This is a genomic window from Falsihalocynthiibacter arcticus (genome assembly GCF_000812665.2).
Taxonomy (GTDB): domain Bacteria; phylum Pseudomonadota; class Alphaproteobacteria; order Rhodobacterales; family Rhodobacteraceae; genus Falsihalocynthiibacter; species Falsihalocynthiibacter arcticus.
This window is the reverse complement of the sequence record NZ_CP014327.1, coordinates 2,687,106-2,712,981: the sequence shown is the minus strand read 5'-3', so window position 1 is coordinate 2,712,981 and position 25,876 is coordinate 2,687,106. Positions and strand designations below refer to the sequence as shown.

The window sequence follows — 25,876 nt, the reverse complement described above, 5'->3', positions numbered from 1 at the left end:
TGTGGCGCGGAAGCGTTTTTGCTTACCGCGCGCGCCAAGCCTGTGTACGCCGCATAATGCCTTTTGACGCGATCAGGTGGATAATCCGCGCCGCCGCGTTGGTATAGAAAATCATCATTCCCATCGCCGCTGCAGGTGCAATATCCCCAGCATCATCCATATTTAAAACCGCAATCGATGCCAGCGTTGTGGTCGGAGAATACAGGAACACAACCGCCGAAACTGTGGTCATCGCATTGACGAAAAGGTAGATCGAAATGTCGAGCACCGACGGCAAACAAACCGGAACCGTCACGCGGGTAAACAACTTGAGCGTGGGTTGTTTGAGGGAAGACGACACGGATTCAAACTCGCGGTCCATCTGCTTAAGCGCCGTCACCGCCGTGAGATGAGACACGGTGTAAAAGTGTGTCACCGAACAGATCACTAGGATCGCCATCGTGCCGTAAATCGCGTTGAACGGGTTAGCGGGATTGTTGAAAAAGAAGATATATGCAAGGCCGAGTACCATGCCCGGAATTGCCATTGGCAACATGGCGAACATCTGAAACATAGCGCGGCCCACGAAGAATCTATTCGTTTTTTCAACAAGGTAGGCGCCAAAGAATACAATTATCGTACCAACAATAGCCGTAAGGAAACCCAGCTTGATCGAGTTGAAATACGACGCCCATCCGCCACCGTCCATGTTGCCGAACTGATAGTTTTTCAAACTCAAACTTAGGTCATAGGGCCAAAATTTGACAAGGGCCGCAAACTGGCAAACAAGCAGCATTCCGACAATAAAGATGGCCACAAACAACGCGTAGATAAAGAAAATCCTGTCATTTTTCGCGTTGGGCGACGGTTGAAACGGAACTGAGCGCGAGGACAATTGCGCCACCTGTTTTCCCTGCACAAGGCGATCAATCGCGAAGGCCAAAATCGCAGGGATCACAAGGACAACGGACACCACCGCCCCCATCTCGAAGTTTTGCTGGCCAATCACTTGTTTATAGATATCGACCGCAAGCACATTGAATTGCCCGCCGATTACTTTTGGTAGGCCAAAGTCGGTAATCACGAGATTGAATACCACAAAAGCCGCAGAGATCAGGCCATACCGCGCACCCGGAATTGTGACCGTCCAGAAGGTGCGCCACGGGGTGGAGCGCAGGCAGGTTGCGGCCTCGTAAAGACGCGCGTCCGAAATCGCAAGTGCTGTTGAAATAATGATAAAGGCGTGTGGAAAGGTGAAAAACACCGAACCAATAACAATCCCAATCGGACCATAAATCGAAGCGCCAAATAGCAGTTCTTTGATCATCCCTTGGTTGCCAAACAGGTACACGAGCGCGATGCCCGGCAGGAGCGACGGCACAAGAATGGGCATCATCGCAACCAGACGAAACGCCCCTTTGAAACGCATGCACGTACGGTTAAGGGCATAGGCAAACCAGAACGCCAGTGTGACCGTAATGATCGTTGAAATCGTCGCAATCATCACTGAGTTTTTGATCGAATTGAACAAAGCGGGGGTCGAGAAATAGTTTACAAAGTTATCAAGACCTGTCGATTGGACGGGCCGCAATTGTACCCGCCGAAACGTGTTGCTGTCCAACTCGACCCAATCGGTTGTGTCATTCAAGGTGGAGCCGACCAAGAAACGCCCGCCTTCAACCGTATTGCGAACCTGATACAGCACGGGACTGCGGAAACTAAAATCAGGGAAAAACGCGGCGACGCTTAACCGGCTGTCGCTCCCCGCACTGAGGTCATCTTGCGCATAGGCCTTGGTTTTAGTGTTCAGCACTGCTGCGTTGAGGATGGTTCCGTCGAATGTGCCTACCTCATCACTGACCTGAAACTCGTATTGCGAAAGATCAAAATGATAGGTCAAAATTGATTTTGACAACATCGCCCAAAGGGGCAAAATCAACGTTACGATCAGATAAAGCGCGATGACCAGCATACCGCCGCGCATAACGATGTCGTCGCGGCTAAGCTTGGGTTTAATCACGGGGCCTGCAGGCAGCCCAGTTGGGGCCGCTTGGAAAAAACTCATGCTGCGACCTCCGGACGGCTAAAGGCCATCAGCCGGTCATTTGGCAATTCGATGACCATGTTTTTGCCCTCGCCCAAGTCCAAGCGCCGCACGGCGTTGATCGAAAAGTCGGCAATCAACTCGGAGCCTTCGAAACGTTCATTTTGCAACCGACAACGCCAGAATGATCCGAGGAACTCCATCTCTTGCAGGCGAACCTCGATGCAATTGCGGTCGGCGTCTGTGGCTTCGTATCCCGCTTCATGTGGGATCACGTCTTCGGGACGGATCGCGGCCACGACGGCATCGCCATCTTGGAATTTATGCTCCAAACAGGCGAAGGTTTTCTCGCCGATACTTAAGCGTCCCCCTTCGGTGACGATCGATTTAATCTGGTTCATCTCGCCAATAAAATCCGCGACAAACAGGTTCGCGGGGGTGCGGTAAATTTCTGTGGGTGAGCCGACCTGCTCAATAATACCATGATTCATAACGACAATCCGGTCAGCCATACTGAGGGCTTCTTCTTGATCGTGGGTCACCATCACGGTCGTCACCCCAAGCTTGCGTTGGAGCTCTTTTATCTCGTGGCGCAAATACACCCGCACTTTTGCGTCCAAGGCCGAGAGGGGTTCGTCGAGCAATAACAGGCCAGGATTGGTGGCAATGGCTCGCGCCAGTGCGATGCGTTGTTGCTGCCCGCCCGAGAGCTGAGCTGGGTATTTTTTACCTTGCTCGGAGAGGCCGACAAGTTCAAGCAACTCCCGCACGCGGGCTGTAATCTCTGACTTACTGCGGCCCGTATTCTCAAGGCCAAAAGCAATGTTCTTTTCAATCGTCAGGTTGGGAAACAGGGCATAAGACTGAAAGACAATCCCGAAATCACGCTCCGCGGGCGGCAGGTTCGAAACATCCTTGCCGTCCTGTGTCACTTTGCCTTTGGTTTGCAAGTCCAACCCCGCAATCGCCCGCAACAAGGTCGTTTTCCCACACCCCGATGGGCCGAGAAAACACACAAACTCGCCTTCGTTGATTTCAAGAGAGATATCCTTGAGGGCAAGAAAAGTGCCAAACGCTTTCCATAGATTCTCGATATTTAGATAGACTGCGTCCGATGAGTTTGCTTGCATCTCAAAAAATGTCCTTACATTTTAGCTTTGGGGTCACGCCAAAGCTTTCTGGTCTGTGCCAGTAGTTTTGTTAAAAAACGATGGTACGCGTAAATAGTGCGCGAGGAGCAAAATCGCCCCCCGCGCAAATAATTTACTTAGCGTCAGATTTACCGTCGTAACGGCTCTGCCATTCTTTGAGGATTGCGGCGCGGTTGTTGGCCGCAAATTCAAAGTCATTGTCGATCATTGCTTCAAGCAAACCTTCAGGGAAATATTCCACAGGTTTCGCAACGCCCGGATAGGCCACAACGGCATAACCCGTGTTGTACATTTCATTGGCTTCTTTGGTGACTGTGAAATCAACCAATGTTTGCGCCGCTTCGAGGTTTGCGGTGCCTGCAATAATCGCGGTCGCTTCCATATCCCATCCTACACCTTCAGATGGAACGATGATGTCCAACGGAGCGCCTTCGGCTTTGGATTTCGCGCCACGGAAAGCAAAGGAAATGCCGATTGGAATTTCGCCCGATGCGGCAAGTTTACAAGGTGCGGAACCCGAGTGCGTATAACGCGCGATATTTTCGTGCAGCGCGTCCATATACTCCCAGCCACCCTCTTCGCCAAAGATTTGCAGCCAGCTTGATACGTCAAGGAACCCAGTACCCGAAGAATTCGGATTTGGCATAATAATATGACCTGCATACATCGGATCGGTCAAATCTTCCCACGAAGTGGGCGGCGTCAAGCCAAGCTTTTCGCTTTCAATCGTGTTGTAACACACCGCCGCAACCCAAGCATCCATACCAACCCACGCGGGGGTGTGCCCGTATCCACAAATTTAGGATCAAGCAAACCCACGCCAGCAGGCGCATAGGCTTCGAGCATCCCTTCGGATTTTAGCAAAAGGAGGGACGTTGCCGCCAGCCCCCAAACGACGTCCGCTTGTGGGTTATCGCGTTCCGCCAAAAGCTTCGCGGTGATGATCCCAGTTGAGTCGCGCACCCAGTTGATTTTGATATCTGGGTGACTTGCATTGAAGGTTTCCGCGTAGCGCGCCAAATCTTCGGCTTCAACAGCCGTATAAACGGTCAACTCGGTTTCGGCCGCTGCGGTCGTCGCCATCAGCGCGCCGACGACAAGGGACGTAATTTTAGTTGTCATGTGTTTCATATATTTCTCCATGTTGGACATTTGGGCTTTTGCATCTCTTCGTTGGATGGCTTTTGTAACACCCGCATGTATACGAGATCACTTTGGCAGGTTTTTGCAGCAAAAAAAATCGATAATACCTACCGACCTATTAGGTTTGCCTATACTTGATAAATCTCAAGCCCAACCGGTGATTTCTCCGTCCAACATGCAATAAGGACCCCATTTTTTCAGCCAAAGTTTTTTACTCAACGGTCGCTGAATGTAACTGACTGAATTTCGTTTATTTACAAGACACTGTAGAGAAAATTGGTGGAACCATCCGCGCTCAAAACCCGTCTAGAACGCAGCCCCGCCCCTGGTCGCCCTGTATGGCGTTACAAGTTCAGGACGCGCGGGTCTCATTCCTGCAGGCTGCCGCCTCACAGATTCAAAAAAAGGAGCCTTCATACTGCGTGCCTAAAATTTCATCGCAAATCCGAAAATTCCAACAGTGGCAAAACGCTACCGCGCGGCGCAGTTTGGCACAGGTTTCAATCCTCAGATTTTGGTCTTTCATTCTTTGGATCATAGGGCGTTCGCAAATAGGCTTTGGTCGCATATTTCACCCCAGCCAGATCAATCTCAAACCTATGGTTCCTTAGGAAATCAGCGGTGATTTTCTCCTCGGCCTCGATCAAACACAACGCAACCGATGCACCAAATGTATGCCCATAGGCAGCCGAGCGCACTTCGCCGATCTCTGCGCCATTACACAACACGGCCTCCCCCCCCAAAGCTGCGCCGCGCCATCCTCCAAAACAAGTTGGACAATGCGGGTGTTAAGATGCGCGGGGTCCGCTTTGGCCGCCAAAAGCGCCGCCTTTCCGATAAAATCGTCGGGCTTTGCAAAATCAACAGCAAAACCAAGCCCCGCCTGAAGCGGTGTAATATCGGGCGTCAATTCATGCCCCCATGCGCGATATCCCTTCTCAATCCGAAGGCCGTCCAGCGCATAATACCCCGCGTCTCGCAGACCGAATTCAGCGCCAGCCCGCATCAAATCCTCATAAACGCCGACCGTAAATTCGACCGGAACAATCAACTCCCAACCTAGTTCACCAACATAGGTCATCCGATTGGCAATCACGGTCGCATAGCCAAGGTCGATCTCTTGCGACGAGCCAAACGGGAAGGCCACATTTGAGAAATCTGCTTTTGAAAGCTGGCGCAAGACTGCGCGGGATTTTGGGCCCATCACAGCCAGAACCGACCACGCCGAGGTCACATCCGTAAGAAAAACATGCGCATCCGTGGTAAAGTTTTTCCGAAGCCAATCGGCGTCGTGCACGGGCTGTGCCGAGCCTGTAATCAACAAAAACTCCTGTTCATTCCGCCGCAAAACCGTGAGGTCGCTTTCAAAGCCGCCTCGTTCATTAAGCAGACCCGTATAAACCGTGGTCCCCACCGCAACATCTACATTCGCCGCGCAAATTCGATTGAGTTCTGCACAGGCGTCCCGTCCCTGCACCAGCAATTTCGCAAACGAGCTTTGATCAAAGATCGACACCCCATCGCGCGTCGATTTATGTTCCGCCGCCACGTTTTCATGCCAATTTTGACGGCCAAAGCTATATTCGACTTCCCGCTTTTGGCCCTCATTCGCAAACCAATTGGCACGCTCCCAGCCCATTTTAGAGCCAAAAACCGCGCCTTTACCCGCAAGCCGATCAAACAACGCCGACCGTCGAAACGGGCGCGCGGTTTCCAACTCGCGATTGGGCCACGGCATGGCATAGTGCAGCCCCAAGGTTTCCTTGACGCGATCATGCAACCACGTTGGGTTATTGTTGAAATTTGCAAAGCGACGGATGTCGACAGCAAGTAAATCCGACGTAGCAGCGCCCTCGACTATCCATTCCGCCAGCGCACGCCCTGCCCCGCCCGCGCTGGCGATACCCATCGAATTAAAGCCTGCGCCGACAAAGAAGTTCTTCAATTCGGGCGCCTCACCCAACAAATAATTATTGTCCGGCGTAAAACTCTCGGGGCCATTATAAAATTTGCGCACGCCTGTGTGCTCCATTTGTGGCACACGGATCAGCGCGTTTTCCAGAAGAATTTCGAATTGCTCCCAGTCGTCAGGCAACAGTTGAAAGTAAAACTTGTCGGGGATGCCGTCCATCGCCCATGGTTTCGCCTGCGGCTCAAAGCCGCCCATAACCAACCCGCCAGTTTCCTCTTTGAAGTAAATATACCCGTCTGGATCGCGCAGAACTGGCAGATCGGGGTTCACACCCTCAATGCGTTCGGTAACGATATACATGTGTTCCGCCGAGTGAAGCGGCACATTCACACCACACATTTTCCCCAACGACCGTGCCCATTGCCCCGCACAATTCACCACGACCTGCGCCCCAATCGTTCCCTGATCAGTCACAACACCCGTCACCGCACCGTCTTTGGTTAAGACATCGGTAACCTGCACGCCTTCTATGATTTTAGCGCCCCGCATCCGCGCGCCTTTGGCGAGGGATTGGGTCAAATCAGTTGGGTTCGCCTTGCCATCGCTTGGCATCCATAGTCCACCAATAACATCGTCAACCTGCATAACGGGCCATTTATCTTGAGCTTCCTTCGGCGAAATAACTTCAACCTCAACCCCCTGTGCGCGGGCCGCCGCCGCTGTGCGCAACAACATCGTCATGCGATCTTCGGTGCGGGCAACGGTCACAGATCCGCACTGCTTCCAACCCGTTGCCAACCCCGTTTCCGCTTCAAGCTGGGCATAAAGTTCGGTTGAATATTTGATGAGGTTCGTCATCGCAGGTTGGCTGCGCAATTGCCCCACCAACCCTGCCGCATGCCACGTCGTGCCGCAACTCAACTGGCCTTGCTCAAGTAAAACAATGTCGGTGTGGCCCATTTTGGCCAAATGATAGGCCACCGAACATCCGACGATCCCGCCGCCTACGATCACATATTGCGCTCTTTCAGGAAGATTGATTTTGGCCATTTTACGACTCCATGCACAGGTATCAGATTTTGAGTCTGACTAAATGTCATTTTGCAAAATTTGGCAAATGTTTTCTTTTGTTTGCATTAAGCCGTTTCGAAAACAATCCCCTGATCGCTCATAGCAGCGGTAATTTCTACTGGCGGCTCTGTATCGACAACGACAACTGTGCGCGCAGGCAAAGGCCGCATAACCACATGTCCAACGACATCAAACTTGCTGCTGTCGGCCAATATAAACGGTTGTTCGGCCTGCTGAAGCATCAAATGCCGCAGGTCAGCGGCGTCACGCGAAAAATCTGTAAACAAAGCACGCGCGACCAAACCGCCCGTGCTGATCAACGCAAATTCGGCGCGATACCGTGCCAGTTGCTCCATCGCATCAAGCCCAAACGTCGCGTTTTCTGCGACATCAAGACGCCCGCCTAAAACCGTAATTTCCCGTGAAACGGGCCCCAGAAGTTCGGCAATTCTAAGGTCGTTCGTATGCACAATTAAATCAGTGCGGAACTCCCGCAACAGACGTGCAACCGCGAAAGTCGTTGACCCATTATCAACAATGATCGATGCCCCATTGGGGATTTTTCCAAGAATATGTTTGGCGATTTTCGCTTTTCCGATGGGGTTCGTCGCCAACCGGGTTGAAACTTCCGGCTCTCGCGTCAGGATTTGCGTCGCCCCACCGCGCACTTTGCTCAGCTTATTCTCGCCTGCCAGTTGCTCGATATCCTTGCGCACGGTTTCGCGCGTTACGCCCAGCTTTTCAGTGAGCATTCGAATTGAAACCGCTGGTTGCGTTTTGACTTCGCGCAAAATGATCGCGTGGCGTTCGGAGGGGAGCATGGACGACGGCCTTTTCGATTTCACATGCCAAGTTTTGCCAAATCTTGACAGGAACGTCCATGGGGAATCCACATCCAATACATCCGCGTTAGCTATCTTCCTCGTGTAAGTCCATTTCCTGAATGAGCCGCGTTTCAAGCAGTTGTCCATTTCTATACAGAACTGGATAGGCAATGGCCGCGATATGACTGTTCACATCCCGCAGCGCGCGCAATGTTTCCAAGTGGACGTCACTTGAACGAAAACTGTCACCACGCCCACTTTGAAGACGAGTTAAATGGTTTTTGCGGCTTTTGCGCTCCGAGCGTTTGATCTCGGATTTCTCCATCACCAAAAGTCTGGCACTCTCAAGATCATCAGACACCAAAACATTGCTGGCAAGCCTCAGATTGGCAACGACCGCTTCGTGCATCCGCAAAAGTTCCGCCCAGCCTTCGGAGGAAAACTCGGCGTGGATTTCATGTTTTTCTTCTACAATTGTCGTCAGTGTTTTGGCGATCACATCGCCCGCAGTTTCAAGGCGAATGGCGTAATCCATCAAACCGCGCACAATCTTCTTGTCTTCCTTGGTGTAGTTTTCCTGCGGCATATGCGCGACGAATGAGCGAATTTCCGAAAGCGATTTGTTGACCTGATAATCTTGGGTACGAACCGCCCGAATTTTGTCTCGATCGCCCGTTTCATAAAGATCTGGAACACTTTTGAACATACGTTCGACCAGCCCAACCATATGCAACAACTCGCGTCTTAGGCTTGCAATCGCGAGGGTTGGCGTCTCGGCGGTTGAGGGATCAAGCGCGGAGCCAACCTCCTGTTCGCCAAGGTTACTTTCCGCCGAAGTCGCACTTGGCATCAGCATTTGAAGCACGGGTTCCAAGACGCGGCAAAACGGAAGCACAACAATCAACAGGGAAAGGTTAAACCCGATATGCGCGTAAATCAGCGATTGGCTTGGGCTGGTAAACATCAGCATAGTCGGATCGGCGGCCAAATTCAGCCCGAGTAAAACCAGAATAGCCCAACTGCCTCGCACCAAGAGATTTGCGGCTGGAATGCTGCGCGCGACGGTCGGCATACCGCGCGTCAACCAAATCGGAATGAAGGCACTTCCGAGGTTCGCGCCCAACATGAGCGAAAGCGCGGCGTCAAATGGAATAGCACCGATTTGCACCAGCGTAACACACATCAAAATCGCCGCGACACTTGAATGCATCACAAATGCGAGGGCCGCCCCGACGATAAATGCCGTGACAAAATCGCGTGAAAGATAGTCAGCGATAGCAGGCAAAAACGCGCTGTCCCGAATGGGAGTCACGGCTTCGCGCAAAAACTGAAGCGAGATCAAAATAAACGCGACGCCCATGAGGATACGCCCCAATTGGCGGCCATTTTTGTGGTCAGTTTTGACAAACAACCAGCCGCCAACAGCCAACAGCATCGGGATGAGCCAGTCCATCTTGAACGAGAGAATCTGAATGATCAGCGCTGACCCCAAATCACCGCCGAGCACGATGGCAAGGCCCGTTGGGAACGCCAAAAATCCACTAGCTGCAAATCCAGCCGTCAAAAGCGCGACAGCCGCCGAGCTTTGCAAAACAATCGCCAGTGCCACGCCCGTCGCGCTTGAGCCCATCAGGCTTTTATTTTGGGTCAAGACCCGTTGAAACGACGCGCCAAAGCTGCGCTCAATACCGGTTCGCACCATGCGAACGGCAAACAAAAGCAACATTGTCGCGCCAGAGAGGCTTATGAGGAAACTAATAATTGCCATTTAGGAAATGCTCACAATCGCCAAAAGTTGGGCGTGTAACTCGGGGGTTGCCGCGCAAATTACGGGCTGGCACGCGGATTTGTCGGTCAACGTGCGCCCCTTCCAATCCGTCATAATTCCGCCTGCCGCCTCGACAACAGCCAGTACCGCTAAATAGTCGTAGGGCTGAAGATCATAATCCACAACCGCATCCACATGCCCCATTGCCACCAACGCATGCGGGTAGCAATCATAGGCAAATCGGCGCGTTTGTCCGCTCGCCACAAGCTTTGCGAAAACCTTAGGATGGGCCTGATAAATTTTATCAGCTTCGTTGATATATAATACCGCATGATCCAGCGACGTTTGGGTGGACGTCTGAATTTTCTGCCCATTCAAAGTCGCCGTACCGTTGCGTTTACCAATGAGGGTTTCGCCCAAAGCGGGCATACCAATCACACCAATTTCGGGCACTCCGCGATGCATACGCGCCGCCAAAAATCCAAACAGCGGGTTCCCAGAAAGGAACGAACGCGTTCCGTCAATCGGGTCTACAACCCACATCCATTCGCGATCGTCGCCCTCGGTTCCGTGCTCTTCGCCCCAAATCCCATCGTCGGGAAAATGCTCACCTAGATACGCACGGACCTTGGATTCGACGCCTCGGTCGGCCTGCGTTACAGGGCTTTCATCCGCTTTAAACTCAACCTGCAAAGGGTTGCGAAAATAACCCCGCGCGGCTTCTGCAGCGATATCAGCCACGCCCTGTGCATGCTTCATTTCGAAATCTTGCGCGTCATTCATGATCGTTTTCCTTTTTGGACACACGCAAGGCGACATCCCATTTTTCAAGGCTCGTGGCCAAAGGTTTTTCAGGTGCCTGATCGACAACCAATGTGTGAATCTCACTCGGATGAAAGCTGCGGTGCGGGGCAGTCTTGTCGAATTTATGATGCGTCATTGCCGCGACCGTTATATCCGCACAGTCAATCACGACCGACGCCAAATCTGCCTCAGCGGGATCCAAATACAGAAAGCCTATTGTGGAACTTAGGGCATCCGCACTCAGAAACGCGCGGTCAAAACCATAGCGCCGCGCCTGCGTTTCGGTGACATGGCCAAAGGCGCCAAGCTCGTTCGATTGCATCTCTCCGCCTAGTAAAAACACGCGATTGTCGTTATGCCCCACCAGCGTTTGCGACACCCGAATAGAGTTTGTAACGACTGTCAGATTATGATGCACCCGCAACTCCTCAGCTACAAACGCTGTTGTGCTTCCGACATCCAAAAACAGCGTCATACCGTCAGCGGCGAGCTGTGCAGCCTCTTGCGCAATCAGGCGTTTCTCGTCGGAATTCTGGGCAATGCGTTTGAAAAAGCTGGGGTCGCTCTGGGTTCCCACCAAATAGGCGCCCCCGTGAACACGGGCGATCGTACCGGATTTTGACAGACCTTTGATCGTGCGACGCACGGTTTCCTCTGAGACATCCAACACGTTCGCCAGTTCCGAATTGCGGGCAAAACCACCAATTCTTCGTATAGCATTGAGCAACTCAAGTTCGCGATGGGAATGGGAATGTTGTTTCTTCAATTTAGCGGCCTTGTTGTTTTGACAAAGCAATACACCTAAAACCCACAATAATCCATGAAAATTGTGGGGTTATGACCGTTTTGGGAAATCCTGCCCACACATATCGTCAAAAATACGTCTTCTGCACCCTATTTCAGCGCAGAAACAAGGTCGTCCCATTGGGGTTTCGTCACGGCCTCCTTACTCGCGAGCATCCAATAGCTTTCATGGTGGGCAAGCACATCGTCCGACACACGCACAAGATTTCCCGCCTTAAGATCGGCTTCGCACAAAGCTAGCGACGCCAGCAAAACACCGCCCCCTGCCCGCGCAATGGTCTGCGCCGGAGCATAGGTATCAAGGCGCAGAACGGGCAGCGGCGTGGTGGGGATTCCAAACTGATCCGCCCAGTCATTCCAACTTGGTCGCGGCCCCGAAACCGTGATCCGTGGCCAATGAATCCACAGGTCAATTCAAACCCATTGCCGGCGCCATTGGCTTGGTTCAGGCCCTCTGTACTGGCTTGATCGACTGAACCATCCAGCCCCCGTCCCTCTTTTGCACGGACCCAAAAGCGATTAGCGCTTTGTGTAGCCCGCGAGGAAAAGGTCAACAGCACTGCTTGAGGACTTACGAAGGATTTCAGCGGGCGGTGGATATTTCACCTTGCTGAAAAGGCATTGGCGCCACACACCCCCCGTCGATAACTCGATCAACTGATAGGCTGCAAGCGTTGTATCCTCGATTTCTAGCGTGCCATTTGCGACTTCTGAGTCCAGAAATTGCGAAATAAGGAGGCGCATGCGCATCGCACCACCGTCATAATATCGGATGCCAAGTTCGGGCATCCGTTCGACCATGCCAATTATGGCGCGCTGTGAGCGGATCACCTCGTCGGAACAAAGGATTTTTGCTAGAATAAACACGAAGTCCTTCAGTTTATCGCGCAGGGGGCGCTCCTCCCGCAAACACTCGCTTAAACCAGCAAAAACACGGTCCCGTTCGTGCTCGATCAGGGATTCAAACAAGTCATCCTTGCTGTCAAAATAAACATACAGCGTGCTCTTTGAAACATCTGCCGCGCGGCAAATATCGTTGACACTGGCGGCATCAAATCCGCGGTCCAGAAAAACCTGCGCCGCCCCTATGAGAATGGCTTCGCGTTTGGCGGGATCCCGTCCGGCGGCATGGCGGCGTGGCTTTATGGTTTTGTTTTCCATGACTCAACATAATCGAACCGAACGGTTTGATAAAGCCTTGTAATTGAGCGCGCAGGGGGTTAGGTGCTAAATCGAACCGAACGGTGCGATTTAGCTGTCTGCTCGGCATCTGCACCATCGGCAACAAGGATAAACCCTATGTCACGTCACGAACGAGACCTTGCACAGACTGACAAAATCGACGTCACACCCGATTTGGAAACTCAGAAAACCACGGAAACAAAGCCGCCTAAACGCCTTGTAAAGCAGGTGGTTCTGGCTTTGGTTGCCGTGGGAGCGCTTGCTGGGATGGTAGATTTTGGCCACACCTACTGGACGTCGGGCCGATTTATGATCGAAACCGATGATGCCTATGTCACAGCGGATACAACGTTGATTAGCAGTCGTGTGCAGGGCTATGTTTCTGAAGTTTCCGTAAAGCAAAATGACATTGTGAAGGCTGGCGATGTTCTGGTGCGCCTTGATGATGGAGATTACCTCCTTGCCTTGGAACTCGCCAAAGAACGCGTCTTGACGGCGGACCAAACCATTGGCCGTTTTGGCGCGCAAATCACCGCCGCTGAAGCAGGCGTTGCCCAAGCGGAGGCGATGAAATCCGTCGCGGAGGCGCAAGTGCGTGCGGCAAAATCCAAGTGGGATCGCTCCCAACAATTGGCCACGCGAAAAGTAGCATCCCAAGCCCAGCTAGATTCCTCAACCGAAGCCCTTGAAACAACCACCGCCTCGCTCGCCAACGCCAACGCCGCTATTCTAAATGCCAAAGCCCAAATCGGGGTACTCCATGCCCAACAGGCCGAAGCCAACGGCGCGAAACACGAGCTTGAGCTGGCCGTAAAACAAGCGCAACGCAATCTGGACTTAACAGTATTGCGCTCCCCCGCTGATGGGACTCTGGCAAACCTCACGTTAGAAGTCGGCGATTTGGTAAGCCCCGGTGTACTTTTGGCGGCCCTCGTACCGATGAACGATTTATATGTTGAGGCGAATTTCAAAGAAACACAGATTTACGAAATCGCTTTGGGCGCGACGGTTCACATCAGTTTTGATGCCATCCCCGACCAAGTGTTTGAAGGCAATGTTTCTTCGGTCTCTCCTGCGACGGGATCTGTTTTCTCCCTGCTGCCCGCAGACAACGCGACGGGTAACTTCACCAAAATCGTGCAACGCGTTCCAGTGCGGATTGATATCCCAGATGCCGTCATGCAGACGGGCCATTTGCGGGCAGGATTGTCGGCGATTGTCGAAGTGGATAGTCGCACTGGCTCGCATGCTGCTGCGATAGCACAAGCCGAGTAACTTGGATGCCTACAGATCTTCCCGAAGCACCGATTGAACTCACTCCTCGGCGTATTATCGCCTTTTTCATCATGGTCTTCGGGATGTTCATGGCCATTCTGGACATCCAGATCGTGTCGGCCTCCCTACCCGATATCCAAGCAGGTCTGGGCGCAAGTGCCGATGAAATCAGCTGGGTTCAGACCTCCTACCTGATTGCCGAAGTTATCATGATCCCGCTGTCGGGATTTTTGGCGCGGATGATGTCGACACGGGTCCTGTTTACCATCGCCGCCGCGGGCTTTACCGCCGCGAGTTTCATGTGCGCGACATCAACTACGATCACCGAAATGATCATCTGGCGCGCGCTGCAAGGCTTCTTGGGCGGCGGGATGATCCCATCTGTTTTTGCTGCGGCCTTTACCATCTTCCCCCCTCAAAACGCAACATCGTATCGCCCATCATTGGCTTAATTGCGACGCTTGCACCGACAGTGGGACCAACGATTGGCGGATATCTGAGCCATACAATGTCGTGGCACTGGCTATTTTTGGTCAATGTCATTCCGGGCATTGCTGTTGCCATTGGGGCGTGGACGCTCATTGATTTTGACCGCCCGAATTGGAAGCTTTTTGGCAAGTTCGACTGGTGGGGCCTTGCGGCATTGGCGGCGTTTCTGGGGGCGATGGAATTCGTGCTAGAAGAAGGCGCGGCCAATGACTGGTTTGACGACCATTTAGTGGTGATTATGACCGTGGCGATGGTTGTTGGCGGTATCGTGACCTTCTGGCGCGCCTTTACCCGCGAGGAGCCGCTCATCGATTTTTCGGCCTTCCGAGACCCGAATTTCGCGGTGGGTTCGATCTTTAGCTTCACCATGGGAATTGGCCTTTATGGGCTGACCTATCTTTACCCGCTCTATCTGGCGTCAATCCGCGGCTACGACAGTTTGATGATCGGCGAAACCGTGTTTGTATCCGGCCTTGCGATGTTTATCAGCGCCCCAATTGTGGGCATGCTTTCATCGAAAATTGACCTGCGCTTCCTCCTTTTGGTGGGGTTCATGGGCTTTGCTGGCTCGACGTGGATGCTCACAGGGATGACCGCCGAATGGGACTTCCAAGAGTTGATGTGGCCCCAAATCCTGCGCGGCGCATCGTTGATGCTTTGTATGGTGCCGATCAATAACCTCGCGCTTGGCACCTTGCCCGCCAGCAAAATGAAGGGTGCTTCGGGCCTGTATAACCTCATGCGCAATCTTGGCGGCGCTGTTGGCCTGGCTGTGATTAACACGGTTCTTTCGGAGCGCAGCAGCTTGCATTATGCGCGCCTGTCTGAAGGGCTCAATTGGGCCAACGACGAGGTCTTGCGCCAACTCAATCTCATGGCCGCGAACTTAACCTCGCGGGGGCTTGATGGCGCGACGGGGGCCTTGGTTCAAATGGCGGGGCGGATTCAGGCACAAGCGACTGTGCTGTCCTTTATTGACGTCTTTTTCATACTTACGGGATTGTTCGCCAGCCTTGCCTTTGGTGCATTGCTGATGAAACCACCCGCAAAAGGCACGTCAGTCGAAGCACATTAGGCCTCAATTTTCGCTATCTTGCGATGCATCTGCTGCCGTTAATTTAATTGGCAAACTCCCCGAACGAATGTGCAAATCTCTTTGAGGGAAGGGCATTTCGATTCCATATTTTCGAAGGGCCGTTTCAATTTCCCAATTGAATGCAGCCACCACAGTACTTGGGCGTTTGACCGCCTGTGGTGTAAGCCAGACCACCAATTCGAAATCCAGACTGCTTTCCCCGAATTTCATCAGCCAAACTTCCGGCGGCTTTGAACCCTTCCCTGAGAGCAAATGAGGGGTCGCGTTGGCAGCTTCTAGGGCGGCCTTTTTCACAAGGTCCTTGTCACTTCCATAGGCGACACCAAAGGGAACGCGTATGCGCCGGATGCTATCGCGCAACGTCCAGTTCACCACGGGGTTGTTGATGAATTGCGAGTTTGGAACCAAAATATCGATGTTGTCATTGGTGGTGATAAGGGTTGCGCGGGTGTTGATTTCGCGCACTTCCCCCCTCAGTCCGGATTCAAGCTCAACAAAATCGCCAACCTTGATACTCCCTTCGACCAACATAATGATACCGGACACAAGGTTGCTAAAGATGGCCTGCAAGCCAAACCCTATACCTACACCCAACGCCCCCGAGAACACCGCAAGCGCCGTCAAATCAATACCAACGATGTTCATCGCAACCATCACCGCCGTAAAAAACAAACCGATTTTGACGGCTTGAGCAATCAGGGACCTGACAGAGGGTGTCAGATCTTTGGACATATTGAGACGGGACTGAACGAACCTGCTGAAAACAGACGCGATCCAGATCAACAAAACAAGAATTGTCGCGCCCTTGATCACCGTGAAGAGCGAAAGGCGCGCGTCGCCCATGTTAATAGCGAGGCTATCGAGAAAACCGATGAGGGGATTCAGGAGTTTCAAAACGTTGAGCGCAGCGATCACCCAAGCGGTCGTTGCAAATGTGCGCGACCAAAATGGATCGCGGACCAAGGTTGAAAAAAGCCGGATCAAAATCCATGCCTGCAGGAGCGTCGCCGGAATACGAACGAGATCGCTGGGATGTCCGCTGGCCTGTAATGAGGCCTGCCCAATCAACAAAAGAATGGCCCAGACAATTGGAACGATAAGGCTTTTGATGACCAAAAAAACATGTTTCATAAATACTTTTTCGTCATCGGCCATCGGCCAAATCCGCGCTAACAATTGTCTTGAAAACCGTGATGCAAGGAAGGCCGCGAGAAACGTGAAGCCAATGAGCGCGACTTGAAATATCCCTTCTAGCGAGAATATCTGCGCGGCCAGTCGTGTGGATATATCTGTAAAATAGCTGATTACAGGGCCCATTTCCGAGGTGACATCGTTGATGATGCCCTCCACGGTTTCCGTTTTTGCAATTGCCTCAGTTTGGGCGACGGCATCGGTTGCGTGACTGGTCATGGCGAAATCCTCTTGATGAGTGCAGCCTCGGGGTGTGCCATCGGTCCTAGCCACTACCGGCATTTAAACTGTATGATTTCAAAACTCATAAGTGCAAGGATCATTCCGAAAAATTTCCCCGCGAGTCTAAAATTCCTACAGAACCGGTTTCCCCTATTTTACCCCATGGCTGGCTCCTGCGAGACCAAAACAACGACCACGTTTCCCTTTTTACGGCCAGTATCCACATGTCGGTGCGCCTCGATCATTTGATCAAAAGAATAAGATCGATCAATCACGGGACGAAAGTGGCCCGCCACAACCAATGCGGTCAACGCCTGCAACAACGACACATTTTCCGATGCCACCCCTCCAACCACACGCTTGCCATGCAGTCGTGCGCGTAGGGGGCCAAAGATCATGTCCGACAGGCTGCCGTTGACCACGACCAGCCGGCCTCCACGCTTGAGCGCGTGCCGCGCCCGCGACCATGGGGCAGTGCCTGCGGTATCGACGATCATGTCAAATTTACGCGCGGCGGTGGTAAAGTCGATTTTGGTGTAATCAATCACATGATCCGCTCCAAGGCTTCGGACCAAATCCGCGTTTGCCCCGCTACAAACGGCGGCCACCTCCGCGCCTAAATGCTTGGCTAATTGCACAAAGGCTGTGCCCGTGGACCCAGAAGCGCCATTGATCAAGATGCTTTCGCCTGCCTTAAGCCGCGCCTTATTGACAAGGAAATCATAGGCCGTGGTGCCCCCAAAAGAGAGCGCGGCGGCTTCCTCAAAGTTCATATTTTCCGGTTTCAGCACCACTTTCCCATCCTGTGGCATCACGCAATATTCGGCATGGGCACCAAAGGCTGCCCCCGGAAAAGCAATCACAGCATCCCCAATTTTGAATTCCGTCACCTTGACGCCAATTTCGGTGATCACACCTGACAATTCCGTGCCAAGGGTTGGCTGCCTTGGCCGAAAAACTCCGAACACCAAGCGGGCGATCAACCCCATGCCTGCGGGTACGGTGAGCGTTCTTGCCCGCCAATCGCCGCTACTAACCGTCGTTGCATAGGTTCGGATCAAAACTTCAGTGTCTTTGGGTGTTGGCGTTGGCAAGTTGATGAGGTTGAGAACGTCCGGAGGGCCGTAACGGGTATAGCTATAGGCACGCATGTCAGGTTCCTTTTTGAGTGAATTATTATAGAGCGTCGATTGCCTTTAGATAACCCACACCCTAACCAATGCGTATTGACCAATTATCTAATACTGATATGCATATATGTATGGATTGGCGGGCGGTAAAATTTGACTGGAACAAGGCGCGGGCGTTTCTCGTTACCGCCGAAGAAGGCTCGCTTTCTGCCGCCGCCCGTGCGCTTGGCATGTCGCAACCGACGTTGGGGCGGCAAGTTGACGGCTTGGAACAGGAACTGGGAATAGTCCTGTTCCAACGGGTTGGGCGCGGCCTGACCCTGACGCCCAGCGGGCTTGAATTACTGGAGCACGTCCGCGAGATGGGCCAAGCGGCGGGCCGCGTGTCGCTGACTGCCCTTGGGCAATCACAAGCGATAGCGGGCACGATTTGCATTTCCGCCAGCGAGACTTATGCCACGGTTCTGCTGCCCCCGATCATCGCCAAACTGCGACTGTTGGAACCGGGCATTCGGGTTGAGATCGTCGTTTCCAATCAAGCCAGCGATTTGCGGCGGCGCGAAGCAGACATCGCAATCCGCTCGTTTCGCCCTACCGAGCCTGACCTGATCGCCAAGAAAATCGGTGACGCCGAAGCCCGTCTGTACGCGACCCCCGCATATATCGAAAAACTTGGTTATCCAACTAAGCCTTATGACTTGCGCCATGCTGATTTTATCAATTTGGACCACTCTGGGATGATGATGAAAGGTCTGAATACACTGGGTCTGGGCCTGACCGAGGCTAATTTCCCGCTGATGACTGAAAGCTACTTGGTGATGTGGGAACTGGTGCGAGAAGGTGCAGCCATCGGTATTCTGGATGCGTTTATCGGCGATGCCGACCCCACAGTACGACGGGTTCTGGCGGATTTAGAACCCCTGACGTTCCCCATGTGGCTCGTTGCACATCGGGAACTTGCAACAAGCCGACGTATTCGAATGGTCTATGACTTTTTGGCCGAAGAGTTGAAACGCAATTAGCTAACGCCGGAAAACGGAAAACACAGCACGCAAGGTGTTGATGTAGCAAACAACACGCCAGTGGATTCGACGGAGCATCGAAAACCGTGTTCTTTGCGGCCCTTATTGACCAAATGGCAAATCGCGCAGCCCGTTGGGTGATATACGCCCGTTACGCTACTGGTGCTAACAGGGCTTCGACCTCAAGCGCCGCAAATGACACTTTCAAAGCACTGGGCATCAGGTTTCTCCCTCTATTGATGTATTCGTAGGTTTCATTCGCCCCAAACTTCATTGAGACGACGAATTTTGTTTTCAACTTCGGTAATCCTCGCACGCACGGGTGCTCCGGCACGCCCCGCAAGAAGGCCGATCATAATCTCACACAGCACCAGTGTAGAGGCGTAGGATGAGAAGAAATTGCGGCTTTTTGTGGGGACAATAAAACTCGCCGAGGCAAACGCAAGAGCAGGACAAGTGTGCGTATCGGTGATCACCACCACAAAGGCGCCATCCTCGCTTGCCACCCGCGCGGCCTTGATTGAATTGCTGGCAAAGGGCGGTTTTGTGATGATAATCAACACATCCTGCTCCGACAGGCCAACTAGCCCACTCCCCAGCGACGCCCCCATTCGGCTGGCCATCGACCAATTCTCAGCGATGAAACTGGCCATATACGTCAGGTATTCCGCAACCCCCGTCGACCCCAACGCTCCCAGCACCAAAACGCTGCGCGCATCATGCAACCGCTCAACACAGGCCTCCATCGTGGGCATGTCAATCGCCGCTTCTAGCTGCTGTAAATTGCAGGTGCTGTCCATGATGTGCTGGGTCAAAAACCCCTGATCTCCCTCATCATGGCGTTGCTGCATAACTTCGACCCGTTGCGAAAACGAGTCTGCTTTCTGCTCAAACGACCGCCGCAAAACTTCGCGCAGGTCCTCATAACTGTCATAGCCCAGCGCCGCCGACATACGCGAAAACGTTGCTGGCGATAGATCCGTTTCCTTGGAAATCGCCCGCAAACTTCGGGTGGCAACATCCACCGGATTCGTCACAACGTAATCCGCCGCCAGTTTCAACTTGGCACTCAGTGACGCATACTTCCCCGATAACTGCTGCTCAAACGACGACTGCAAGAATGAATCCCCCCTTGAGACAAAATTATGATTTTCACGAACGTTTCATTTGTTTCACATCTAGTCAAGAGGAGAAACATATGTTTCAATGCGTACAAATGATTCATCAAAGGACCACAGCGTGTCACACGTATTTCCGCGGCATACAAAATCAAATCTTCCCACTGTTGCACGAGGCGAAGGCGTCTATCTCTACGACACCACGGGCAAGCAATATTTCGACGGGTCTGGTGGCGCAGCCGTTTCTTGCCTAGGGCATGGCGACCCGGATGTCACCAATGCGATCAAAAAACAGCTCGATGCCGTGGCCTTTGCCCACACCAGCTTTTTTACCTCAGATCCCGCCGAGCAATTGGCCGACAAACTCATTGAACACGCACCTGATGGCATTGATCGCGTTTACCTCGTTTCTGGTGGCTCTGAAGCCATGGAAGCCGCGCTTAAACTGGCGCGCCAATATTTCGTGGAAATCGGCCAACCCCAACGCTGCCACATCATCGCACGACGCCAGAGCTACCACGGCAACACCCTTGGGGCGCTGGCCACAGGCGGCAACGAATGGCGGCGCGCGCCCTTCTCGCCCCTCTTGGTTGAAACCACCCATATTTCCCCCTGTTTTGAGTATCGCGGCAAACACGACGATGAAACGACGCTGGATTACGGCCTTCGTGTCGCCAACGAACTTGAAACCGAGATCCTTCGTTTGGGCGAAGATTCCGTGATCGCTTTCGTCGCCGAACCCGTCGTTGGCGCAACGGCTGGCGCGGTGCCAGCCGTCGAAGGATATTTCAAACGTATCCGCGAGATTTGCGACCAATACGGCGTGTTGCTAATCTTGGACGAAGTCATGTGCGGCATGGGGCGCACTGGCAAAATATTCGCCAGCGAACATGAAGGCATTCACCCCGATATCGTCGCCGTAGCAAAGGGCCTTGGTGCGGGTTATCAACCCATTGGCGCGATGCTCTGCTCCGCCAAAATCTATGCCGCAATTGAGGATGGCAGCGGATTTTTCCAACACGGCCACACCTATGTCGGCCACCCAACCGCCTGTGCCGCCGCCTTGGCCGTTCTCACGAAACTTACCGATGGCGGCTTGGTCGAACGCTGCGCCGCGAAGGGCGACCTCCTGCAAGCGGCCCTGCAAAACACTTTCGCGCAACACCCAAACGTTGGCGACATCCGTGGCCGTGGCCTGTTTCGTGGCATTGAGTTGGTCGAAGATCGCGAAAGCAAAAGGCCGTTTTCCCCCGAGCGTCGCCTACACGCCACCCTGAAGAAAGAAGCCTTCAACGCGGGACTCATCTGTTATCCCATGGGCGGTACAATCGACGGAAAACAAGGCGATCATATTCTCCTCGCTCCGCCGTTTATCCTCGATGATAATCACATCGACGAGATCGTCACCAAACTTCAAATCGCCCTCGTGAAATCCCTATGAGACCGCTCCCAACGCTGATGGTCGCCCCAAACGGAGCGCGCAAAACCAAGACCGATCACCCTGCCCTGCCGATCACTCTGGCGGAAATCGTTGCCACTGCGGTTGCCTGCCATACCGCAGGAGCAGACGGGGTGCATTTGCACGTCCGCGACGCGCACGGTCGCCACGTTCTTGATGCGGGCCTCTACCGCGAACTCCTGTCGGAAATGCACCACGCCGCGCCAAATATGATGAGCCAGATCACCACTGAAGCAGTCGGCCAATATACCGCCTCCCAACAACGCCAACTCGTTGACTCGGTCCAACCGGAATGTGTTTCCATCTCCTTGGCCGAGATGCTTTCCGATGGCGATGTCTCCGAAGCAACCCGTTTCTACGAAAAATACTTTGAGGCAGATATCGCGGTGCAACACATCCTTTATGACGCGCGCGATTTGCACGCTTTGTCCGACCTTCTTGGGAGTGGCGCATTGGCCAAGGCCGATCTGCAGTTGCTTTTCGTCTTGGGCCGATATTCCGAAAAGCAAGAAAGCACCCCCCAAGACTTGGATATTTTTACGCAGTGGCTCGGCACATTCGAAACCGCGCCTGATTGGGCGGTCTGTGCGTTTGGCAAACAAGAAACCGCATGCCTTACTGAGGCACTGCGACTGGGTGGAAAAATCCGCGTTGGCTTTGAAAACTCGTTTTGGAATGCAAATGGAACGATTGCGAATTCAAACAGCGAACGGGTCGCGGAAATGAACAGAATTGTCCAGAACTTGGGCCCGCATTCAAGTTCCTTCCCCTCGTGACTTACGGCGTACCCAAGAGAAAACGCCGCGCCGCCATCATATCGACTCCCTAGCTTGGATGCCGTTTCCCTTGGGGAGTGGACAGAAACGGTACGAAGTCTTTGCGCCCAGCGCGCTTGCGGCGTCATCATGGGTTGTTTATTGAAAATTGATCATTGGCGACTTCAGAAACCCTGCAATGAATTTATTGGCAGGGGAGTTACAGAGACAGCCGTTTTACCCACGTTTTGATCCAGGTTTTTTTGATCTCACTAAGCTTTTCAACCCGCAGTTTTGCTTCCAATCTAGACAGGGGGTTGTCTAAAAGGAAGAGTTTGGGATGACGCTGGCCGCCAGCAGGATGGCTGGATTTACGCTCAAACGGCGGTTCGATCTACCACATAGCCGCGACAAGCGATTGTTGGGGGCTTCCTTGGCTTTGCAGATAAGCCTGCGGTGCAGATTTCCTGTAGAAAATGGGGCGGACGCTTCATGGCATGTGGCCTTAACCATCAAGCCGTAAACGACAACGCCAAAGGAGGTGGTATCCGACCATTCAGCCGCACCGTGGGCAGTACCGATTTTTCCCGCCCCAACGATTGTGTTGCACGCCGCGTTAAACGCCTTCCCCCTTTCAAATCCACCTCAGCGGGGGCTTTTCCACATCCGAACACACCTTCGTCAGCGTGTTTGTCCCGTTGTGGCCATGAAGCCGTGTGCACGTCGACCTCGCCAGTCAGTTGCCACGGCTTCCCGAAACTTCGCGGGCATGGAGGCTCTGTTTTACCGCTGAGGACCCAGCACTGGCAACGGCTACGATGCGAGGGGGCAACGAATAAACCCAAGACCTCGATTCATAACTTATGACGGGTTCTCGGTCTCTCTTGGGCCATCCAAACCTAATCCCCGAAGCGCGCAAGGCTATTTTGACGCGTGCAAAAAGCTTGGTAATACGGAATACTCTGCGGCAGATACGATGGGCGGCGACTCTCGGGATTAAACACTGTTGGTCGCCCTCTTCGCTTCACGTCGGGTTCGTTCGACACCAACACATTAAGCTATTTTGGAATTCGCCTTTCATGCCAGACCCTGCTAGTTTCTCGTTCACTTACAATGTGCATAGCACCTAATGTTATCGAGCCTTACTCTGTGATATCCGTAGGCTTTTGAGGAAGGTATTCGACAAATATGGCGTTCATTCGCAAACTGCTACAGGACACGCGCGCAAGCTATTGGTTCGTACCGAGCGTGATGATGGTTGTCGCCTTGTTATTGGCAATTGGGACTGAGGCTTTAGATCGGCACCCAAACTATTTACCCTTTTCGCTGCCCAATGGAGTGGTCACGTCCAATGCTGATGCTGTGCGGTCGCTACTGGCTGTCATCGCACAGTCCGTTATCGCTGTAACGGGCGTGATGTTCTCGATGACAATCGTTGCGGTCTCCTTTGCGTCGGCAAATTTCGGGCCAAGGCTCATTGGGAATTTCATGCGGGATAAAGGCACACAGTTTAGTCTGGGTATTTTGATTGCGACCTTTGTCTATGCACTTATGATCCTGCGGTCTGTGCACAATATTGACGATTCCGGTGCAAACTTTGTACCTGTTTTCTCTGTTTTGGTCGCGTTGGGACTGACCCTTGCCTCGGTGGTAACGATGATCTTTTTCATCCACCACGTTCCCGAAATGATCAATCTTGAGAACCTTTGCCATAGTCTTGGATGCCGGTTGCGGGACGAATTGATCCGACTGAGCAAAGCATCAACTGCGACGACGGACAAGGAGTCTGTTCAGAACGCTTGGTTTGAAGAGGCAAATAGGGAGGCATCCGAGGGGGTAACGCTATTAAGCACGGGGTATATTCAAACCGTAAACTTAAACCAAATCAAACGCTTGGCGTCCAAAAACGATCTTTATATCGATGTTTTGGCAATGCCCGGAACATTCACGCACCCACGGAACCTCGCGTTACGGGTTTGGGGCCAAGGGGCGCTATCGACTAAACTCATAGGGGACCTTCGGGCGTGTTTTGCAACGGGGGTCGGAAAGTCGGAATCCCAAAATGTACTCTTTCTGGCGGAGCAACTGGTCGAGATCATCGCCCGCGCCTTATCGCCTGGCGTCAACGACCCTTACACCGCCTGTACATGCCTAAACTGGTTACATGCGTCTCTTCAGGAATTGGCCGCGATCAAGGCAGAGGATATCGACCTTTCTCCAAGTCGGGTACATACGCCGACACTGACCTTCACCAGCCTGTTAGAAATTGCGCATGGAGATAGTCGAGAATACATTTTGAGCGACAACCTCGTTTGCGCGCATGCGGTGAAACTGTTGCGGGGACTGGCGGCAAGCCTTCCGAAGGGACCGCGCCGAGATTCCGTTGATCGAGAAATCGGAGCGCTTCTTGGTGAGAATTGAACGCGCAGCTGGGGCTCACGTACGGTTCGCGCGCTAGAAAGTTATTATACGCGCCCGATGAACCTTTTAGCACGTGGACTTACATCTGCCATTCTCGTGGGTTGGATCGACATTTTCAGCTAGATACAACCGGCCTTGTCATACTATGGTTGATGGCGTTTGCGGTTTTCGCAATTGGCATCATGATGTGGTTCGAATTGGCTTACCCCCCTTTTCTAACACCAAATATAGTGCGGAGCAGGATAGCGTGATGACACCTAAACCAAACCTATCCCAACCGACGGCACGGCTTGCGACTGTGGACGTTTTGAAATCCACAGCCTTGCTCGGCATGATTGTTTTTCATTTTGCATATGATTTGGAATTGTTTGGATACCTCGCACAGGGGACAATGGCTCAAAGCACATGGTTGACCTTCGCAAGGATTGTCGCAGGATCATTCTTGTTTCTCTCGGGAGTTGGGTTAAGTCTTGCGCATTTTCCTACTATTCGATGGCCAGATTTTCTACGTCGACTTAAAATCATAAGCCTCGCAGCGTTCGTGATTACTTTGTCGACTTACATCGCAGTTCCTGACCAGTTCATTTATTTTGGAATTCTCCACGTCATTGCTGTTTCAAGTTTAGCAGGATTACTGTTCTTGCGCATGAATGTCCTGCTCGTATTTTTGGCCGCGGTCCTTGTGTTCGTCCTCCCCTTCTTTTTCCGAACCGAGGCGTTAAACACACCTATTTTGACGTGGATCGGCCTTTCCACGCAGTGGCGCCCGTCAATGGATTTTGAGCCCTTTTTCCCTTGGTTTGCCCCTTTTCTGGCGGGCATATTTTCCGCAAGGTTGGCGAGGCAATTCGGACTCATTTCAGCAGGTCCGCCACCGGAAACCATGCCTAATTCTTTTTTGAAAAAAATTCGCTGGGCCAGTCGACATAGTCTCACGATTTATCTCGTCCACCAACCCATCCTGATTGGGGTGATCTGGGGGTGGAGTCGGTTGGCCCTATAGTGCCTTGGGTTAT

The 25,876-nt window shown here is 52.8% G+C and carries 21 protein-coding genes and 2 pseudogenes; 7 read left to right on the top strand and 16 right to left on the bottom strand.

What is annotated here, in order from left to right; translation table 11 throughout:
* Positions 1-22 precede the first annotated feature (22 nt).
* The 12 genes from RC74_RS13415 to RC74_RS13375 form a co-directional block, all read right to left on the bottom strand.
* Positions 23-2,044 (bottom strand): putative 2-aminoethylphosphonate ABC transporter permease subunit, encoded by a 2,022-nt coding sequence (locus tag RC74_RS13415; RefSeq protein ID WP_039002649.1) that lies wholly within the window; start codon positions 2,042-2,044, stop codon positions 23-25.
* Complete coding sequence (locus RC74_RS13410) at positions 2,041-3,153, bottom strand: putative 2-aminoethylphosphonate ABC transporter ATP-binding protein (RefSeq protein ID WP_039002648.1); 1,113 nt, start codon at positions 3,151-3,153, stop codon at positions 2,041-2,043. Before RC74_RS13410 ends, RC74_RS13415 begins: the two co-directional genes overlap by 4 nt.
* A 133-nt stretch (positions 3,154-3,286) precedes the next feature.
* Positions 3,287-3,937 carry an extracellular solute-binding protein gene (locus RC74_RS23090; protein ID WP_236939930.1) on the bottom strand — a complete coding sequence of 217 codons (651 nt, stop codon included), beginning with the start codon at positions 3,935-3,937 and terminating at the stop codon, positions 3,287-3,289.
* Positions 3,877-4,305, bottom strand: a complete 429-nt coding sequence (locus RC74_RS23085; protein ID WP_236939929.1) for a type 2 periplasmic-binding domain-containing protein — start codon at positions 4,303-4,305, stop codon at positions 3,877-3,879. Before RC74_RS23085 ends, RC74_RS23090 begins: the two co-directional genes overlap by 61 nt.
* A gap of 512 nt (positions 4,306-4,817) precedes the next feature.
* Positions 4,818-5,015, bottom strand: a complete 198-nt coding sequence (locus tag RC74_RS23080; RefSeq protein ID WP_236940079.1) for a glycine cleavage T C-terminal barrel domain-containing protein — start codon at positions 5,013-5,015, stop codon at positions 4,818-4,820.
* On the bottom strand, positions 4,961-7,279 hold the full coding sequence (locus RC74_RS13400) for a GcvT family protein (RefSeq protein ID WP_236939928.1): 2,319 nt from the start codon (positions 7,277-7,279) through the stop codon (positions 4,961-4,963). Before RC74_RS13400 ends, RC74_RS23080 begins: the two co-directional genes overlap by 55 nt.
* Positions 7,280-7,365: 86 nt before the next feature.
* Complete coding sequence (locus RC74_RS13395) at positions 7,366-8,121, bottom strand: DeoR/GlpR family DNA-binding transcription regulator (RefSeq protein WP_039002645.1); 756 nt, start codon at positions 8,119-8,121, stop codon at positions 7,366-7,368.
* An 88-nt stretch (positions 8,122-8,209) separates the two neighbouring features.
* Complete coding sequence (locus RC74_RS13390) at positions 8,210-9,892, bottom strand: Na/Pi cotransporter family protein (protein WP_039002644.1); 1,683 nt, start codon at positions 9,890-9,892, stop codon at positions 8,210-8,212.
* On the bottom strand, positions 9,893-10,675 hold the full coding sequence (locus tag RC74_RS13385; protein WP_039002643.1) for an inositol monophosphatase family protein: 783 nt from the start codon (positions 10,673-10,675) through the stop codon (positions 9,893-9,895).
* Positions 10,668-11,462 (bottom strand): DeoR/GlpR family DNA-binding transcription regulator, encoded by a 795-nt coding sequence (locus tag RC74_RS13380; protein ID WP_039002675.1) that lies wholly within the window; start codon positions 11,460-11,462, stop codon positions 10,668-10,670. Before RC74_RS13380 ends, RC74_RS13385 begins: the two co-directional genes overlap by 8 nt.
* A gap of 128 nt (positions 11,463-11,590) precedes the next feature.
* Positions 11,591-11,752, bottom strand: coding sequence for a type 2 periplasmic-binding domain-containing protein (locus tag RC74_RS22530; protein WP_169798742.1), 162 nt, complete (start codon positions 11,750-11,752; stop codon positions 11,591-11,593).
* Between the two features lie 267 nt (positions 11,753-12,019).
* Positions 12,020-12,661 carry a TetR/AcrR family transcriptional regulator gene (locus RC74_RS13375; RefSeq protein WP_039002642.1) on the bottom strand — a complete coding sequence of 214 codons (642 nt, stop codon included), beginning with the start codon at positions 12,659-12,661 and terminating at the stop codon, positions 12,020-12,022.
* A 138-nt stretch (positions 12,662-12,799) separates the two neighbouring features.
* On the opposite strand from RC74_RS13375, the gene RC74_RS13370 reads away from it, so the two are divergent.
* Together RC74_RS13370 and RC74_RS13365 are read left to right on the top strand one after the other, a co-directional pair.
* Positions 12,800-13,957, top strand: a complete 1,158-nt coding sequence (locus tag RC74_RS13370; RefSeq protein WP_039002641.1) for an HlyD family secretion protein — start codon at positions 12,800-12,802, stop codon at positions 13,955-13,957.
* 5 nt (positions 13,958-13,962) lie between these two features.
* Positions 13,963-15,521: pseudogene (locus RC74_RS13365) on the top strand (DHA2 family efflux MFS transporter permease subunit).
* Between the two features lie 3 nt (positions 15,522-15,524).
* Here RC74_RS13365 and RC74_RS22720 read toward each other — a convergent pair.
* Both RC74_RS22720 and RC74_RS13355 read right to left on the bottom strand, forming a co-directional pair.
* Complete coding sequence (locus tag RC74_RS22720) at positions 15,525-16,952, bottom strand: mechanosensitive ion channel family protein (RefSeq protein WP_052274876.1); 1,428 nt, start codon at positions 16,950-16,952, stop codon at positions 15,525-15,527.
* A 158-nt stretch (positions 16,953-17,110) separates the two neighbouring features.
* The gene (locus RC74_RS13355) at positions 17,111-18,106 is read right to left on the bottom strand and encodes an NAD(P)-dependent alcohol dehydrogenase (RefSeq protein ID WP_039002639.1); all 996 of its coding nucleotides are present in this window, start codon (positions 18,104-18,106) and stop codon (positions 17,111-17,113) included.
* 98 nt (positions 18,107-18,204) lie between these two features.
* Here RC74_RS13355 and RC74_RS13350 point away from each other — a divergent pair, with 98 nt between their 5' ends.
* Complete coding sequence (locus tag RC74_RS13350) at positions 18,205-19,107, top strand: LysR family transcriptional regulator (protein ID WP_039002672.1); 903 nt, start codon at positions 18,205-18,207, stop codon at positions 19,105-19,107.
* 56 nt (positions 19,108-19,163) lie between these two features.
* On the opposite strand, the pseudogene RC74_RS23070 reads toward RC74_RS13350, so the two are convergent.
* Both RC74_RS23070 and RC74_RS13345 read right to left on the bottom strand, forming a co-directional pair.
* Positions 19,164-19,277 (bottom strand): annotated as a pseudogene (locus tag RC74_RS23070) (TAXI family TRAP transporter solute-binding subunit); the annotation flags it as partial.
* Positions 19,278-19,361: 84 nt separating this feature from the next.
* Positions 19,362-20,225: a MurR/RpiR family transcriptional regulator gene (locus RC74_RS13345; protein WP_039002638.1), complete on the bottom strand. Its 864-nt coding sequence runs from the start codon at positions 20,223-20,225 to the stop codon at positions 19,362-19,364.
* A 121-nt stretch (positions 20,226-20,346) separates the two neighbouring features.
* Between RC74_RS13345 and RC74_RS13340 the strand changes: the two genes are divergently transcribed.
* The 4 genes from RC74_RS13340 (at position 20,347) to RC74_RS13320 (ending at position 25,863) form a co-directional block, all read left to right on the top strand.
* Positions 20,347-21,666, top strand: coding sequence for an aspartate aminotransferase family protein (locus tag RC74_RS13340; RefSeq protein ID WP_039002671.1), 1,320 nt, complete (start codon positions 20,347-20,349; stop codon positions 21,664-21,666).
* Positions 21,663-22,460: a beta-keto acid cleavage family enzyme gene (locus RC74_RS13335; RefSeq protein ID WP_039002637.1), complete on the top strand. Its 798-nt coding sequence runs from the start codon at positions 21,663-21,665 to the stop codon at positions 22,458-22,460. Before RC74_RS13340 ends, RC74_RS13335 begins: the two co-directional genes overlap by 4 nt.
* A 1,167-nt stretch (positions 22,461-23,627) precedes the next feature.
* Positions 23,628-24,860, top strand: coding sequence for a DUF2254 domain-containing protein (locus RC74_RS13325; protein WP_052274875.1), 1,233 nt, complete (start codon positions 23,628-23,630; stop codon positions 24,858-24,860).
* Positions 24,861-25,110: 250 nt separating this feature from the next.
* Positions 25,111-25,863, top strand: coding sequence for an acetyltransferase domain-containing protein (locus RC74_RS13320; RefSeq protein WP_169798741.1), 753 nt, complete (start codon positions 25,111-25,113; stop codon positions 25,861-25,863).
* Positions 25,864-25,876: the final 13 nt, after the last annotated feature.

What these genes read in the sequence shown, in the direction of transcription:
- RC74_RS13395 (WP_039002645.1), bottom strand. Translation starts at nt 8,121, where the DNA reads ATGCTCCCCTCCGAACGCCACGCGATCATTTTGCGCGAAGTCAAAACG.
- RC74_RS13400 (WP_236939928.1), bottom strand. Translation starts at nt 7,279, where the DNA reads ATGGCCAAAATCAATCTTCCTGAAAGAGCGCAATATGTGATCGTAGGC.
- RC74_RS13325 (WP_052274875.1), top strand. Translation starts at nt 23,628, where the DNA reads ATGGCGTTCATTCGCAAACTGCTACAGGACACGCGCGCAAGCTATTGG.
- RC74_RS13350 (WP_039002672.1), top strand. Translation starts at nt 18,205, where the DNA reads ATGCATATATGTATGGATTGGCGGGCGGTAAAATTTGACTGGAACAAG.
- RC74_RS13355 (WP_039002639.1), bottom strand. Translation starts at nt 18,106, where the DNA reads ATGCGTGCCTATAGCTATACCCGTTACGGCCCTCCGGACGTTCTCAAC.
- RC74_RS13385 (WP_039002643.1), bottom strand. Translation starts at nt 10,675, where the DNA reads ATGAATGACGCGCAAGATTTCGAAATGAAGCATGCACAGGGCGTGGCT.
- RC74_RS13415 (WP_039002649.1), bottom strand. Translation starts at nt 2,044, where the DNA reads ATGAGTTTTTTCCAAGCGGCCCCAACTGGGCTGCCTGCAGGCCCCGTG.
- RC74_RS13410 (WP_039002648.1), bottom strand. Translation starts at nt 3,153, where the DNA reads ATGCAAGCAAACTCATCGGACGCAGTCTATCTAAATATCGAGAATCTA.
- RC74_RS13375 (WP_039002642.1), bottom strand. Translation starts at nt 12,661, where the DNA reads ATGGAAAACAAAACCATAAAGCCACGCCGCCATGCCGCCGGACGGGAT.
- RC74_RS22720 (WP_052274876.1), bottom strand. Translation starts at nt 16,952, where the DNA reads ATGACCAGTCACGCAACCGATGCCGTCGCCCAAACTGAGGCAATTGCA.
- RC74_RS13335 (WP_039002637.1), top strand. Translation starts at nt 21,663, where the DNA reads ATGAGACCGCTCCCAACGCTGATGGTCGCCCCAAACGGAGCGCGCAAA.
- RC74_RS23090 (WP_236939930.1), bottom strand. Translation starts at nt 3,937, where the DNA reads ATGGATGCTTGGGTTGCGGCGGTGTGTTACAACACGATTGAAAGCGAA.
- RC74_RS13390 (WP_039002644.1), bottom strand. Translation starts at nt 9,892, where the DNA reads ATGGCAATTATTAGTTTCCTCATAAGCCTCTCTGGCGCGACAATGTTG.
- RC74_RS13370 (WP_039002641.1), top strand. Translation starts at nt 12,800, where the DNA reads ATGTCACGTCACGAACGAGACCTTGCACAGACTGACAAAATCGACGTC.
- RC74_RS23085 (WP_236939929.1), bottom strand. Translation starts at nt 4,305, where the DNA reads ATGAAACACATGACAACTAAAATTACGTCCCTTGTCGTCGGCGCGCTG.
- RC74_RS13320 (WP_169798741.1), top strand. Translation starts at nt 25,111, where the DNA reads ATGACACCTAAACCAAACCTATCCCAACCGACGGCACGGCTTGCGACT.